The organism is Ruegeria sp. AH3 (genome assembly GCF_056536265.1).
In genome coordinates this window covers 413,121-428,520 of record NZ_JBQFJL010000001.1, presented here as the reverse complement: position 1 = coordinate 428,520, position 15,400 = coordinate 413,121, and the positions used below count along the sequence as shown (strand labels likewise).

Sequence of the window (15,400 nt, the reverse complement as noted above, 5' to 3'; positions counted from 1 at the left end):
CTTTTCAGGCGGTAAAAGGAACGCATTGACAATTCTGTCTTGCCCCACACATTTTGCACCACCATAGAAGGCGCCCAATTCGTCGAGCGAGGTTTCCACTTAAATGCCTGTAGTTGTTGTAGAATCTCCGGCCAAAGCAAAAACAATCAACAAATATCTCGGCCCCGACTACACGGTTTTGGCCTCGTACGGCCATGTGCGGGACCTGCCGCCGAAAGATGGTTCAGTCGATCCTGAGCACGAGTTTTCGATGAAATGGGAGGTCGGCAATGACAGCAAAAAGCATGTCAAAGCCATCGCAGACGCTCTCAAAGAAGACAACGCTCTGATCCTCGCAACTGACCCTGACCGCGAGGGCGAAGCGATCAGCTGGCATCTGCAGGAAGCGCTTACCAAGCGCCGCTCGATCAAGAAGGACACGCCGGTCAGTCGTGTGACGTTCAACGCCATTACCAAGGACGCCGTGACCGAGGCGATGCAGAACCCGCGTGAGGTCGATATGCCTCTGGTCGAGGCCTATCTGGCCCGCCGCGCGCTGGATTATTTGGTGGGCTTCAACCTGTCGCCCGTTCTGTGGCGCAAACTGCCGGGAGCGCGTTCGGCGGGGCGCGTGCAGTCGGTTTGCCTGCGCCTGATCGTCGAACGCGAGATGGAGATCGAAGCCTTCAAGCCGGTCGAATACTGGTCGGTCAAGGCTGTGTTCGAGACGCCCCGGGGTCAGACCTATGAGGCACGTCTGGTCACTCTGGCCGGTAAAAAGCTGGACAAGCATGATCTGACAAACGCAACGCAAGCTGAACTGGCCGTCCAAGCCATCACCAGCCGCGATCTAAGTGTGTCGTCGGTCGAGGCCAAGCCTGCCGCCCGTAACCCCTCTGCCCCGTTCATGACCTCGACCCTACAGCAGGAAGCTAGCCGCAAGTTCGGGATGGGTGCACGCCATGCGATGCAGGTGGCGCAGCGTCTCTATGAGGCGGGATACATTACCTATATGCGGACTGATGGCATCGACATGGCCCCCGAGGCCGTGGCTGCGACGCGCGATGCGATCACCGACCGTTATGGTGCGGAATACGTGCCGGACAGCCCGCGCATCTACAAGAACAAAGCCAAAAACGCGCAGGAAGCGCACGAGTGTATTCGCCCGACAGATATGTCGCGCGATGCCAAGGCGCTGAAGGTGACCGATGAGGATCAGCGCAAGCTCTATGATCTGATCTGGAAGCGCACCATCGCCTGCCAGATGGCCGCCGCGCGGCTGGAGCGTACGACAGTTGAGATCACCAGCACAGACGGTCAGGTTGGTCTGCGCGCCACTGGTCAGGTGGTGCTGTTCGACGGTTTCATGCGTGTTTATGAAGAAGGCCGCGATGACGTTGTCGACGATGACGACAAGCGCCTGCCACAGATCATGCAGGGCGATCCGGCGCGTTTTGCCAAAACATCGCTGCGCGATCAGTTTACCAAGGCCACCGGCGACTCGGACAAAGCCGCGATTCTGTCTGACAAAGAGGCCGTGCTTGCACTGCAGCACCATACTCAACCGCCTCCGCGCTATACCGAGGCCACCCTGGTCAAACGTATGGAAGAGCTGGGGATCGGGCGGCCCTCGACCTATGCCTCGATCGTCACCACGATTCAGGACCGTGAATATGTGCGCAAGGACAAGAACCGGCTGATCCCTGAGGAGAAGGGCCGGATCGTGACGATCTTCCTTCTGAACTTCTTCCGGCAATATGTGGGCTATGAGTTCACGGCCAATCTGGAGGAGGAGCTTGACGACGTCAGCGCAGGGGATCGCGATTACAAAGACCTGCTGGGCAAGTTCTGGCGTGATTTCTCGGCGGCGATTGGCGAAACGTCGGAACTGCGTATCTCAGAGGTGCTGGACAAGCTGGACGAGGCGCTGGCACCGCAGCTGTATCCGCCGCGCGAAGACGGCTCTGATCCGCGCATCTGCCCGAAATGCGGTGTCGGTCAATTGCACCTGAAGACCTCTCGCACCGGTGGTTTTGTGGGCTGCGGCAACTACCCCGAATGCACCTATACCCGCCCCATCGCGGGCGAAGGCGCAGAAGGCGACGAACGGCTGCTGGGCGAGGATGCGGGCGATGAAATCTGGTTGAAATCCGGCCGGTTCGGGCCATATGTTCAGCGCGGCGAACCCACGCCCGAGAATAAGAAGCCCCCGCGTGCGTCCCTACCCCGCGGCTGGAGCAAGGATGACATGGATTTGGAGAAAGCGCTGACGCTGCTCAGCCTGCCGCGTCAGATCGGGGAACATCCTGAAGGCGGTATGATCACGTCAAACTTTGGCCGCTTTGGCCCGTACCTGATGCATCAGCTCGCCGACGAGGCCAAACCGGTCTATGCCAACCTCAAAGACCCCAATGATGTGTTCGAGATCGGCATGAACCGCGCCGTGGAGCTGCTGGCCGAAAAGCGCGCCAATCCGGGACGCGGACGGCGCGCAGCGGCAAAACCGTTGAAAGAACTAGGTGAGCACCCCGGCGGCGGCACAATGCAGGTTCTGGACGGGCGCTATGGGCCCTATGTGAAGTGGGAAAAGGTCAATGCGACCATCCCCAAAGACATCAAGCCCGAGGATGTGACGCAGGAAATGGCTATCGAACTGGTCAATGAACGCGCGGCCAAGAAGGGTACCAAGAAAAAGGCAGCGCCGAAAAAGAAGGCGGCGGCCAAGAAAACCACCAAGAAGGCGGCGGGCTAGGTAGAAATACCACCCTCGCCCGGGTTTCATTGACTTCCCAATGACGTGACGGCACAACTCGGCCCAACACCATGTCATTGGGGGAGTTTTCCATGAAGAAAATCTATGACAATGCCGATGAGGCGCTCGATGGGGTGATCTCGGACGGCATGCTCATCGCGGCGGGCGGCTTTGGGCTGTGCGGTATCCCGGAGATGCTGCTTGAGGCGATCAAGGCCTCGGGTGCCAAGGATCTGACCTTTGCCTCGAACAACGCAGGTGTTGATGATTTCGGTATCGGCATCCTGCTGCAGACCAAGCAGGTCAAGAAGATGATCAGCTCATATGTCGGGGAAAACGCCGAGTTTATGCGCCAATACCTGAGCGGTGAACTTGAGCTGGAATTCAACCCACAAGGCACACTGGCCGAGCGGATGCGCGCCGGTGGTGCTGGCATCCCCGGGTTCTACACCAAGACAGGTGTAGGCACGGTGATTGCGGAGGGTAAAGAGCACAAGGAATTCAACGGCGAGACCTATATCATGGAGGAAGGCATCTTCGCCGACCTCGCCATCGTGAAGGCGTGGAAAGCCGATGACACCGGGAACCTCGTGTTCCGCAAGACCGCTCGTAACTTCAACGTGCCCGCCGCGACCTGCGGTAAAATCTGTGTGGCTGAGGTCGAAGAGATCGTCCCGCGCGGCTCACTTGAACCGGATTCGATCCACCTGCCCGGCATCTATGTGCATCGCATCATTCAAGGCAGCCACGAAAAGCGCATCGAACAGCGCACCACCCGCAAGAAGGAGGACGCATAATGCCCTGGGATCGCAATCAGATGGCCGCACGCGCGGCAGAAGAGCTGGAAGATGGCATGTATGTAAACCTCGGCATCGGGATTCCGACGCTGGTGGCGAACTATGTGGGTGACAAGGATATTACGCTGCAATCCGAGAACGGCATGCTGGGCATGGGCCCCTTCCCGTTCGAAGGCGAGGAAGACGCGGACCTGATCAACGCAGGGAAACAGACAATCACCGAACTGTCCCGCACGTCCTATTTCGATAGCGCGACTTCGTTTGCCATGATCCGGGGCGGTAAAATCGCCGCTGCGATTCTGGGTGCTATGGAAGTGGACGAGAAAGGCGATCTGGCGAACTGGATGATTCCCGGCAAGCTGGTCAAAGGCATGGGCGGTGCGATGGATCTGGTGGCCGGTGTGGGTCGCGTGATCGTGGTCATGGATCACACCAACAAGCACGGCGATTCAAAAGTGCTGAAAGAGTGCACTCTGCCACTGACTGGCCAGGGCGTCGTTGATCGCATCATCACCAATCTTGGCGTGCTGGATGTGGTCGAAGGCGGGCTTAAGATCGTAGAGCTGGCCGATGGTGTCAGCGAAGAGGATATGCGCGCAGCCACTCAGGCGACGATTGTCGGTTGAGTGCCCCATCTATGAATCGGAAGGCCCGCTGCTATGCGGGCCTTTTTTAGTTAGCGGTCTGAAAGACGCAGGGGTCCGAGACAAATTGAGGCGTCGTCGTACATAAGGCGCTGGCAACCTGAAACGCCGCAAGGACCTTTGGCACATAATCCCGCGTTTCGGCGTAAGGCGGCACACCACTGTGCTTATGCACGGCACCCTCACCCGCGTTATAGCCCGCCAGGACCAGAATCGGATCCTGCCCGAACTCTTCCATCAACCAATGCAGATACCGTACGCCGCCCTCGATATTCTGTTCGGGCTTGAAACTGTCTTTTACCCCAAAGCGCTCGGCCGTCGCCGGCATCAGCTGCATCAGGCCCTGTGCACCCGCAGAGCTCACGGCCTCAGTCTTTCCTGCCGATTCCACCGAGATCACGGCCAGCACCAGCGCGGGTGACACATTGGTGCCCACGGTAGATCGCAGAATATCAACACCCCGCTGATTGACGATTTCCTGCAATGTCTGCAGGCGTGGCGCAGCAACACCCGTGACGGTCAGCGCCTGCACAGCCTCACGCAACCGCCCTGCATTTGCCTGCGCCAGTTCGGGGGACACCCGATTCCAGAACGCCTTGTAGGATCCAACAGGCTTAGCGATCCCGGTCCCGGCAATCTTGGGCGGTGTCGATGCGGGCACCTTCGCCGGCGTCACGTCGTCTGGCACCTCAAGCAAAGCTCCGGTGCTGGGGGCCGAAGGAGCAGTCGCATGCTGTTCTGGTGTGATTTGGATGGTGACTCGCACGCGCGCTCCCGGCTTGGGGGCTGAGAGCCGCTTGTAAACACCGCGCGGTTCTTGCTCGGTCGCAAAGACTTGCGCTGCGCCACCTATTAGCAACGCGACCGCGCCGGCGCATATAAGTGCGTCCCGGAGATACATTTGCCTGCCTCGATTTTTATCTTTTGGAACAGTTTGAACCTGAGAACAGCTCATTACACCAGAAAAACAACGCGAATTGGGGCAATTTCGCCTCATTTGCCGCTATTTTGCATCGCTCGTGGCGGGTGGAAGTAAAAAGGAGATATTTTTTTTCGTTTATTTTCCGTATGTTACAATATTTCTCATCAAAAAGTTAAGCTTTGAGTGAAAAAAATCGCGATTGGCCCAATTCCTGCCACGCACAAGGGTCAAACATATATCCATGCCGAGACGATCGGGAGCGGACTGAGAGAGAAAGCTCTGGAAGACGCCGAGGTTAATTACTTTTTGATCCTTTAGGAGGGACGTAACATGATCAAGTTCATCAAGAACTTCCGCAAAGACGAAGACGGCGCCGTAACTGTAGACTGGGTCGTTCTGACCGCAGCTGTTGTGGGCCTGGCAGCTGTTGCATACAGCGGCATCTCAGGCGGTGCTTCGGGCATGGCTGACAATGTGGAAGCAGCGATGACCGGCGCAACTGTAAGCACCACATCGGCTGGTGGCGTTACCGGAGCAACAAGCGCTGACAGCTCTGACAGCGGCACCGGCGGCTAAGATATCGAAGCACGGCTAGTGCTAAGCCAAATCTTGGAGCCATATCAGAGAGATCTGATGTGGCTCTTTTCTATTCTTTCTTAGCGGCAAACAACTGGGGCGATTGGTATACGACCTCAATACGACAATGAATTTGTTCTTATTGTCCCTTATTTCGACACAATTCAAAGCTAGCGTTGATCGCGAACACGTTGGGGTACAATCAAAACATCCCATCCGCTTTGAATACTCATCCGCGCGACGATGAACGTGAGGTAATAATATGCGAGCTATGTTTGGTCTTGTCTTAATCATCGGCGTCGTCCTGGCAGGCGGCGCAGTTTATATGGCGCGGGGCTATATAACTGAGCATCAGAGTGCACTTGCCCGCGAGCGGCTGGCGGCGCAAGAGGCGCTGGCCAGCGCCAAAGAAGGCGTTGTTCCAACCGTCGGCGTAGTCGTATCGAATCGTAAGCTAAGATATGGCGAACCTCTGTCGCAAGATGATGTCCGTATGGTTCAATGGCCTGAATCAGCAGTGCCTGAAGGCAGCTTCACTGACATAGCCGTACTTTTTCCTGAGACCGATGACAGCGAACGCTTCGTTCTCAGAGCGATGGAAAAAGACGAAGCACTCATGAAGGTGAAAGTTACAAGGCCCGGTGAAGCCGCAGGCCTTACGTCGCAACTTGAAAAAGGAATGCGCGCGTTCGCCATCAGTGTTGACGTCGCCTCCGGCGTATCGGGCTTTCTGCGCCCTGGAGATAACATTGATGTCTATTGGACAGGCTCGTTGCGTGGCGCGGTTGAAGGCGCTCAGGGGGAAATCACGCGCTTAATTCAAAGCAAGATCCAGTTGATCGCGGTCGATCAAATCGCTGGATCGGACATAACCGGTGCGACGATTGCACGTACGGTCACTGTTGCAGCGACACCTGAACAAATTGCAGCGCTCGCGCAAGCCCAAAACACTGGACGGCTATCATTGGCTCTGGTTGGAGCGCAGGATGAAGCGGTTGCGAGCGCTATCGAAGTCGATCAACGAAAACTGCTTGGAATCAAAGAAGCAGCCCCGGCGCCGCAGGCACCCAAGAAACAAGTCTGCACCGTCCGAACTCGACGTGGGAACGAAATCGTCGAAACCCCAATCCCTTGCACAAACTAACGTCAATTCAGTCTGTTACGGACCAAAGGCCGCGCATTACGCGCGGCCTATTTCGTTGTGATGTTGCGCATTGTCCACATAAAGAAAATTCCAGAAACCATTGATTATTGCAATAAATCCGGTTTTCGCGCAGGGTTTCCGGATAGAGGGCATAAGACCCATAAAATCGAGTGGTGATCGGAGAGGCAGGTCACATGACAATACGTTCCTGGATCAGCGCAACCCTGCTGGGGTTGACGCTTGTAGTGAGCTCAATCGGCGATGCCGCTTGGGCCCAAAATCTTCGCGTGGTCAAGAAAGGGACGGCAGAATCGCTGGACGTCCCGGTCAACCGCGCAATCGTTGTGGAGAGCGAAGAACCGTTTGCTGAGATCAGCATCGCAAATGCGGGAATCGCGGACGTTTCGACGCTGTCGGATCGGACAATCTATGTATTAGGTCGCGCCCCAGGCATGACCACGCTGACCCTGTTCGACGGAGCGGGCAACCTTCTGACCAATGTACGGGTACGGGTTGCACCGGATGTCACTGAGTTCAAAGAAAGGCTGCGCCAGATCCTGCCAAATGAGCAGATCGAAGTGCGCACGGCCAATGACGGCATCGTCCTGTCGGGCACAGTCTCCAGCAGCGCTCGTCTTGCACGCGCTCTTGAGCTGGCCGAACGCTACGCGCCTGAACGTGTATCAAATCTGATGAATGTTGGCGGCGTGCAGCAGGTCATGTTGAAGGTGCGCTTTGCAGAAATGAATCGCTCGGTCGCGAAGAACCTGTCTGCTTCGCTGGGCTTTGGCGGCGGCGACGTAACTGCTGGTTTCAATACCTTGAACAACCAGGGTTCGCTGACCAACGCTTTGAGCAACAACATTCCGCTGGTGCAAACCAATACCGGCGCCATCCTCTTTGGTTTCGGGGCGGGCTCCACTCAGGTTCGTCTGCTGTTGGAAGCGCTTGAATCCAAAGGGTTGGCCCGAAGCCTTGCTGAACCGAATCTGTCAGCCCTGTCAGGTCAGGAAGCCGAATTCCTAGCAGGTGGCGAGGTTCCGATCCCTGTACCGCAAGATGATGGGGTCGTCGCTATCGAATATCGCCAATTCGGCGTGCAGGTTCTGTTCGTGCCTCGTGTGGTCGACGGTAATCTGATCAATCTCGAGATGGGGGCAACAGTTTCGAGTATCGACCCGAACTCTAACTTCACCATCAACGGGGACAACGTTCCAAGCTTCATCGTGCGTCAAACCAAGACTACTGTCGAGCTTCGCGATGGTGAGAGCTTTGCAATCGCGGGTTTAATCCAGGATGATTTCGCCGATCTGAGTAACCAAGTACCTTGGCTGGGTGATGTACCGGTTTTAGGTGCCCTGTTCCGCAGCGCTCAGTATCAACGCGAACAAAGCGAACTCATCATCATTGTCACCGCACATCTGGTATCACCAACGCGTGGCGAAGCTCTGGCTCTGCCAACTGACCGGGTAAAACCACCGAGCGAGTTTGATCTCTTTGTAAACGGCAAGGTCGCCCGAACAGAACGTGCTGGAAACGGTGCCGCGTCCGAAGTAGCCAAGCAGGATTTCGGTCAGTCTTATGGCTACGTCCTGGATTGATAGGAGAGGATAGAACCAATGGATAAGTGGATCATTACACTGGCTCTTTCGGTTGCTGTCGCAGGTTGTACACGCGAAGCCGGATATGAGATCGATGCTGGCACCTTCGGCAATGCGACCTTGAACAACATCCAGGTCATGAATGGCGAACTGACGTATAGCCAGATTCTGGCACAACGGTTCGCAGCTGAAGTTCCAACACAGATCAACTTTGCGTTTGATAGTGCAAAGCTTGATGTCTCGGCGCAGCGAATCCTACTGCAGCAAGCGGCTTGGATTAAGCAATTCCCCGAGGCGCGCTTCCGCGTTTATGGTCATACGGATGCGGTTGGATCTGACTCGTACAACAAGCGTTTGGGGCAGCGGCGTGCGAACGCCGCCGTCGCTTTCCTGACACAACAAGGGATTTCACGCTCAAGGCTTGAAGCAGTTGTTTCCTTTGGAAAATCCAGACCACTTGTGGCGACACCAGATCGCGACCGACGCAACCGTCGCACTGTAACCGAGGTATCCGGGTTTGTGGATCGTCATCCGAACCTGCTGGACGGAAAATATGCCCGCGTGATCTATCGAGAATACATCGCGAGCGCCACTCCACTGAGCTATATTCAGCGCGACGGCGACACCAGCGGCAGCGAATAATACTCAAGTCATGGGCGGCATTGTCGCCCATTTCCCTACAATTGGTTCTTTTGCGCCCAATTCTTGCCCAACTTCCAAGCGACGTTGTGAACAATTGGGTGACCTGCGGCCAAAATTGACCGCACCGGGCGACAGCAAACCAGAACTGACCTTCCACGCGTTCAATCGGTTTGCTCAGCCCTCTCGACGAGGATTGTGTTAATGACGAGCGCGACGCCGCAAGACGAAAATACCGCCATTCTGGCTTGCACCATAAGCCGGGATGTTCAGAACTTCGATCTTTTGATCGAAGATATGGAAGCCGCGCTGGGTGAGCGCTGGGGCGATCTTGGATTTGCAGAAGCGCTTGCGTTTTTCAGTCAACCGGAAGCTCAATCGCTGCAATTCGTGGCACTGGCACTGGACGGTGATGACGAAGACAATCTGACGCTGATGGGCGAGATCATCGTGCGGGCCAAAGAAAAAGGCATCAAGGTTGTCCTGATCGCAGAAGATGTCACGCCGGCCTCGCTGCATCAATTGCTGCGCAAAGGCGCCGACGAATTCGTGCCCTACCCCCTTCCAGAGAATGAATTGCAGGAAGCAATCGACCGGATGAACAAACCTGATCCGGTTGTTGCACCTCAGCCCGCCGCTGCACCTCTTGCCAGTGGCGCATCAAAGGAAGGTGCACTGTTTGTGGTTCAAGGGCTTGCCGGAGGCGTTGGGTCGACAACTATGGCTGTAAACCTCGCCTGGGAATTGGCAACCGTTTCGGCCAAGGAAGCGCCCAAGGTTTGTCTGATCGATCTGGATCTGCAATACGGCACGGTTTCCACCTACCTGGACCTGCCACGCCACGAAGCGGTTTTCGAAATGCTATCGGATACCGACTCGATGGACGAAGAATCCTTTGGTCAGGCACTGCAGAATTTTGAGGATAAGCTGCAGGTATTGACCGCCCCTTCGGACATGATCCCGCTCGACATCATCACTCCGGAAGATATTCAGCGCGTGATCGATACCGCGCGCGCGCATTTCGACTATGTGGTGGTCGACATGCCCAAAACGCTTGTTCAGTGGTCCGAGACGATCCTGAATGCGGCGCATGTCTATTTCGCCCTGATCGAATTGGATATGCGCTCGGCCCAGAATGCGCTGCGCCTGAAACGCGCGCTGCAAGCCGAAGAGCTGCCTTTCAATAAACTGCGCTTTGCAATGAACCGGGCGCCTAAATTCACCGATCTGAACGGCAAGAGCCGGGTCAAGCGCATGGGTGAAAGCCTGGGCATTTCGATCGACTTGCTTTTGCCCGATGGCGGCAAATCGGTCATGCAAGCCGGTGATCATGGCCTGCCGCTGGCCAGTTCAGCAGCCAAGAACCCGCTCCGTCGGGAAATCGCCAAACTGGCTCAATCGCTCCATAGCCTCGGCAGCAGCGACGCCGAAGCCGCATAACACGAAGGGGAGCTGCCCGTGTTTTCAAGATACAAGAAACAGCCCTCGGCTCAGCCGGTTGAAGCCAAAGCGCCCGCCGCTGCCCCCGCGGCCGCGCCCGCTGCACCCCCTACTGCAACGGCCGTCGCCCGCAAACCGGTGCAGAAGAAAGCAGCCGAGGTTGTAAGTAACGACAAAGAGCGCAAACGCAAAGAACGGTTGGGCGAGATCAAGCTGGAACTGCACCGCGAACTGCTTGAAAATCTCAATCTCGCAGCCCTCGAAAAGGCCAGTGAGGCCGAGCTACGCACCGAGATCAGCGCAATCGCAAGCGAAGTTCTGGAAGCGCGCAACATCGTTCTGAACCGAGAAGATCGCAGCCAACTCAACAAGGAACTGTACGACGAGGTCACGGGCCTCGGCCCGCTTGAGACGTTGCTGCAGGATGACACGGTCAACGATATTCTGGTGAACGGACCGCAGCAGATCTTTGTGGAACGTGCGGGTAAGCTGGAAATCAGCGACATCACCTTCAAAGATGAAAAGCATCTGATGCGGATCATCGACAAGATCGTCTCCGCCGTGGGTCGTCGCGTCGATGAATCGAACCCTTATGTCGACGCCCGCCTTGCTGACGGATCGCGTTTCAACGCAATGGTGCCGCCGATCGCGGTGGATGGTTCTCTGGTTTCCATTCGTAAGTTCAAAAAAGACAAACTGGGCATCGACGATCTGGTCAATTTCGGCGCGTTTACCGAAGAAATGGCCGCTTATCTTCAAGCCGCAGTGTCGACTCGACTGAACATCATCGTTTCGGGCGGTACAGGTTCGGGTAAAACAACAACACTGAACGCCCTGTCCAGCTTCATTGATGACGCTGAACGCATTCTGACCATCGAGGATACGGCGGAACTTCAGCTGCAGCAGACCCATGTGGGCCGGATGGAAAGCCGTCCGCCCAACGTGGAAGGCAAAGGCGAGGTCAGTCCACGCGACTGTCTGAAGAACGCCCTGCGTATGCGCCCTGACCGCATCATTGTGGGCGAGACGCGTGGTGCCGAGGTGATTGACATGCTGCAGGCCATGAACACCGGTCACGACGGCTCGATGACCACGATCCACGCCAACTCGGCCCGGGACGGCATCTCTCGTCTGGAAAACATGATCGCAATGGCAGGCATCGAGATGCCGATCAAGGCGGTCCGCAGCCAGATCTCATCGGCTGTGAACCTGATCGTACAGGCCAGCCGTCTGCAGGATGGTTCACGTCGTATGACTTCGATCACCGAGATTACCGGGATGGAAGGTGATGTGATTTCGATGCAAGAAATCTTTAGGTTTCAACGGGTTGGACTGACACCTGACAACAAGATCATCGGCCATTTCACAGCCACCGGCGTGCGCAGCCACTATTCCGAACGCTTCCGTCTGTGGGGCTTTGACCTGCCACCGTCGATCTACGACCCAACCACGATGTAGGAGACCGGAGAAATGCAACTGCCCGTTGAGGCTCTTATCTATATCGGTATCTTCGTCGGGGTTCTGGCCCTGGTCGAGGGCATCTATCTGGTTGCCTTTGGTAAGTCGATCAGCCTGAACAGCCGCGTCAACAGACGCCTGGACATGATCGACAAAGGTATTGCGCGGGATCAGGTTCTCGAGCAGCTGCGCAAAGAAATGCAGCAGCATATGAAGTCGCAGACGATACCTCTGTATTCTCTGCTTGCTGATAAGGCCCAAAAAGCTGCAATTGCCTTTTCGCCCAAGCAGTTGATCTTGATTATGGTTCTGGTCTCAGTCCTTGCCTTTCTGGGGCTGAGCATAGGTACGGCCACTGAGACATCACTTCGCGTCGCCATCTCTATCGCGATCGGGGTTGGCGCTGTCTATGCGTGGGTAAACAATAAGGCAAAGAAGCGTATGGCGCTGATTGAAGAGCAGTTGCCCGACGCCGTTGAACTGATGGTGCGATCACTTCGTGTCGGTAACCCGTTTGTGTCTTCCGTGCAGATCGTTGCCAACGAGGTAGAAGACCCACTTGCGACCGAGTTCGGTGTCATATCGGATGAATGTGCTTATGGCCGGGATGTCGGCGAAGCGCTCAAGGATCTGGCGGAGCGTCTGGACATGCAGGATTTACGTTTTCTGGCGGTTGCTGTTTCGATTCAACAGCAGTCCGGTGGTAATCTTGCCGAAATTCTCGCGGGTTTGGCTAAAGTCATCCGCGCCCGGTTCCGCCTATTCCGACGCGTCAAGGCGATCACTGCAGAAGCGCAATGGTCGGGCAAATTCCTGTCGGGGTTTCCCGTGTTCTGTCTTGTCTTTATTATGGTCAAAGACCCCGGCTATTACGACAACGTAATTGACCACTCACTTTTCATACCGGCCTGTTTCTTTGTCGGTATCATGCTGACGCTGAACCTGATCGTCATGCGCATTCTCACGAACATCAAAGTCTGAGGACATATCAATGGAATTTCTGACCCAAATAAACGATATGCTCACAGAAAATCTTGGCGAATTCGGGCCTTTGATCGTCGCCGGTGTCCTAGGGCTGTTCATGATACTGGTCACAATCCCGCTAATACTGAATCAGCCGGAAGATCCGCTAAAGAAGCTGCAGCGATCGACGGCAGCTCCCAAAAAGACCAAGAAAAATAAAAAGGACCGGTTGAGGGCGGCAGGGCGTAACGAACAGCTTGAGAAATTCGCAAATTTCCTCGAGCCGCAAAACAAAGAGGAATATTCAGCGGTTCAACTCAAGCTCCGCCAGGCCGGGTATCAATCGAAAGACGCAGTCCGCTTCTATCACTTTGCTCAATTTGCTCTTGGAATTATCGGAGTAATCCTGGGTGTTTTATTCGTGACCGTCTTCTCGAATGGAGAAGAACTGACAACTCAAGATATGGCCATCCGCGTGCTTGTCCCGGGTGCAATCGGCTACTTCATTCCAAAATACTGGATCACTCGGCGCGTGGCTGAACGCCAAGAGGCTATTACCGCTGGATTTCCGGATACACTCGATTTGATGCTTGTCTGCGTCGAAGCTGGGCAATCGTTGGATCAGGCGATCGTCAGGGTCGCTGCAGAAATGAAAGCTTCATACCCCGACATTGCGGATGAGTTCGAGGTTGTCGCTCACGAGATGAAAGCTGGTAAAGAGAAAGACGTCGTCCTGCGCGATTTCGCGACACGATGTGGTGTCCAGGACGTGAGCGCGTTTGTCACAGTCATGATCCAATCTGCCTCATTTGGTACTCCAATCGCCGATGCGCTCAGGGTTTATGCCGATGAAATGCGCGACAAGCGCGTGATGCGCGCAGAAGAGGCCGCCAACAAATTGCCTACCAAAATGACACTCGCAACTATGACTTTGACCGTTCCTCCGCTATTGGTGATCCTTGTTGGCCCTTCGGCAAAAGGTATCGCGGACTTTGGGAACTAGGGTAGAACAATTCCCGATCAAGCAAGGCAATCGGCGCTCTGATCGGAGCCTTCGCAAAACGATATTGGCCACCATGGTTCTTGCCATGGTGGCTTCTTGCACTGAAACGCCCTCTGCCAATGGTCCGTTTGCACCGGGGGTTGATCCCGATGGTCCTGCGGTAGATGAGGTTGCGATCGGCAATCGGCTGATGGCAGCGGGTGAGTATGAACTGGCGCTGGAATCGTTCACACGTGCTGCCCTTCAGCAAGGCATGACCCCGGAAATCCTGACCTCGCTCGGAACTGCCAATCTGGGTCTGCGCCGGATTGGGCAAGCAGAACCCCTGCTGCGCCGTGCGGTCGAAGATGATCCGGACTGGCCTGTCGCCTGGAACAATCTGGGCGTTTTCCTGATGGAAACTGGGCAATATGCCGAGGCCTCGCAGGTGTTCCGCAAGGCCTTTGCGCTGGACAATGGCGAAAGTGACGCAATCCGTGACAATTTACGGTTAGCACTCGCAAAAATGGAAAATCCTGTTAATAATACCCCTCAAGAACAAGAATTTGAGCTGGAGCAGCGCGGTAACGGAGAATTCGTTCTGCGCAGAAACCCGGCAACAGAGGCAGAGCAGTAAAAGGACGCAAAAAATGCGCCACCCCTTCTTGATTCCGACGATGTTTGCGTGCGGGTTGGTTTTGACCGCCTGTGCCAAAGAAACCGAAGAGGAAAAGGTCGAGCGCACCTTTCAGGAAGTCAACGTCATCGACGAGACCAACCTGAATGACGTGATGCTGAACGCGGCCGACCCCAACGAGGCCGCTACCTATTTCCAAGGTGCAGCTATCAAGAACCCCGACCGCATCGATCTGCAACGCGGGCTGGCGATCAGCCTGACCCGTGCAAAGCGCAATACCGAGGCCGCCGCCGCGTGGAAACGCGTGCTGACCATGAAGGGTGCCAACAACGCTGACCAGGTTGAATACGCGGACGCACAAGTGCGCAGCGGAAACTGGAACGGCGCGAAAGCAACTCTCGATAGCATCCCCCCGACTTATGAAACCTTCAAACGTTATAGGCTCGAAGCGCTGGTTGCTGATTCCAGAAAGGATTGGAAAAGCGCCGACCACTTCTACGAAACGGCTGTTGGTCTGACGACCCGCCCAGCAGGTGTGATGAACAACTGGGGGTATTCCAAGCTGACTCGCGGACAATATGCCGAAGCAGAACGGCTTTTCACAGAAGCCATCCGTCATGATCAGTCTTTGTTCACCGCAAAGAACAACCTGGTATTGGCGCGCAGCGCGCAAGGGAATTACAGCGTACCTGTAGTGCCCATGACTCAGGCCGAACGAGCGAGGCTGCTGAATACGCTGGCAATTTCTGCCGTCAAACAGGGTGACATCAACCTCGCCAAAAACCTGTATCGCGAAGCCATCGCGACCCATCCACAGCATTTTGACGAGGCCGTCCGTTCGCTCCGCGCGCTTGAGGAAGCCTGAT

The 15,400-nt window shown here is 55.7% G+C and carries 14 protein-coding genes; 13 read left to right on the top strand and 1 reads right to left on the bottom strand.

From position 1 onward, the window contains the following. Nucleotides 1-103 precede the first annotated feature (103 nt). The 3 genes from topA to ACR3EM_RS02055 all read left to right on the top strand — a co-directional run bounded on the left by topA (nt 104) and on the right by ACR3EM_RS02055 (nt 4,154). Entirely contained in the window at nt 104-2,731 is a 2,628-nt protein-coding gene (topA, locus tag ACR3EM_RS02065) for a type I DNA topoisomerase (RefSeq protein WP_480469159.1), read from the top strand. Nucleotides 2,732-2,823: 92 nt separating this feature from the next. Next, entirely contained in the window at nt 2,824-3,528 is a 705-nt protein-coding gene (locus ACR3EM_RS02060) for a CoA transferase subunit A (protein ID WP_480469158.1), read from the top strand. Beyond that, entirely contained in the window at nt 3,528-4,154 is a 627-nt protein-coding gene (locus tag ACR3EM_RS02055) for a 3-oxoacid CoA-transferase subunit B (RefSeq protein ID WP_480469157.1), read from the top strand. Before ACR3EM_RS02060 ends, ACR3EM_RS02055 begins: the two co-directional genes overlap by 1 nt. Nucleotides 4,155-4,200: 46 nt before the next feature. Here the strand turns inward: ACR3EM_RS02055 and ACR3EM_RS02050 are convergent, their stop codons facing one another. Next, the gene (locus tag ACR3EM_RS02050; RefSeq protein WP_480469156.1) at nt 4,201-5,073 is read right to left on the bottom strand and encodes a lytic transglycosylase domain-containing protein; all 873 of its coding nucleotides are present in this window, start codon (nt 5,071-5,073) and stop codon (nt 4,201-4,203) included. Nucleotides 5,074-5,424: 351 nt separating this feature from the next. On the opposite strand from ACR3EM_RS02050, the gene ACR3EM_RS02045 reads away from it, so the two are divergent. The 10 genes from ACR3EM_RS02045 to ACR3EM_RS02000 all read left to right on the top strand — a co-directional run bounded on the left by ACR3EM_RS02045 (nt 5,425) and on the right by ACR3EM_RS02000 (nt 15,399). After that, a complete protein-coding gene (locus tag ACR3EM_RS02045) occupies nt 5,425-5,670 on the top strand; it encodes a Flp family type IVb pilin (protein WP_480469155.1) in 246 nt (81 codons plus the stop codon). A gap of 262 nt (nt 5,671-5,932) precedes the next feature. Continuing rightward, a complete protein-coding gene (gene cpaB, locus ACR3EM_RS02040; RefSeq protein WP_480469154.1) occupies nt 5,933-6,814 on the top strand; it encodes a Flp pilus assembly protein CpaB in 882 nt (293 codons plus the stop codon). Nucleotides 6,815-7,008: 194 nt separating this feature from the next. Then, the gene (locus ACR3EM_RS02035) at nt 7,009-8,415 is read left to right on the top strand and encodes a type II and III secretion system protein family protein (protein ID WP_480469153.1); all 1,407 of its coding nucleotides are present in this window, start codon (nt 7,009-7,011) and stop codon (nt 8,413-8,415) included. Nucleotides 8,416-8,433: 18 nt separating this feature from the next. Continuing rightward, nucleotides 8,434-9,057 carry an OmpA family protein gene (locus ACR3EM_RS02030; protein ID WP_480469152.1) on the top strand — a complete coding sequence of 208 codons (624 nt, stop codon included), beginning with the start codon at nt 8,434-8,436 and terminating at the stop codon, nt 9,055-9,057. A gap of 201 nt (nt 9,058-9,258) precedes the next feature. Beyond that, nucleotides 9,259-10,494, top strand: a complete 1,236-nt coding sequence (locus ACR3EM_RS02025; protein ID WP_480469151.1) for a CpaE/TadZ family protein — start codon at nt 9,259-9,261, stop codon at nt 10,492-10,494. Between the two features lie 18 nt (nt 10,495-10,512). Then, on the top strand, nt 10,513-11,952 hold the full coding sequence (locus tag ACR3EM_RS02020; protein WP_480469150.1) for a TadA family conjugal transfer-associated ATPase: 1,440 nt from the start codon (nt 10,513-10,515) through the stop codon (nt 11,950-11,952). Nucleotides 11,953-11,964: 12 nt separating this feature from the next. After that, on the top strand, nt 11,965-12,933 hold the full coding sequence (locus ACR3EM_RS02015) for a type II secretion system F family protein (RefSeq protein ID WP_480469149.1): 969 nt from the start codon (nt 11,965-11,967) through the stop codon (nt 12,931-12,933). Nucleotides 12,934-12,943: 10 nt separating this feature from the next. Continuing rightward, entirely contained in the window at nt 12,944-13,918 is a 975-nt protein-coding gene (locus ACR3EM_RS02010) for a type II secretion system F family protein (RefSeq protein ID WP_480469148.1), read from the top strand. A 73-nt stretch (nt 13,919-13,991) separates the two neighbouring features. Then, the gene (locus tag ACR3EM_RS02005; protein ID WP_480469147.1) at nt 13,992-14,534 is read left to right on the top strand and encodes a tetratricopeptide repeat protein; all 543 of its coding nucleotides are present in this window, start codon (nt 13,992-13,994) and stop codon (nt 14,532-14,534) included. A gap of 13 nt (nt 14,535-14,547) precedes the next feature. Further along, entirely contained in the window at nt 14,548-15,399 is an 852-nt protein-coding gene (locus ACR3EM_RS02000; protein ID WP_480469146.1) for a tetratricopeptide repeat protein, read from the top strand. Nucleotide 15,400 lies beyond the last annotated feature (1 nt).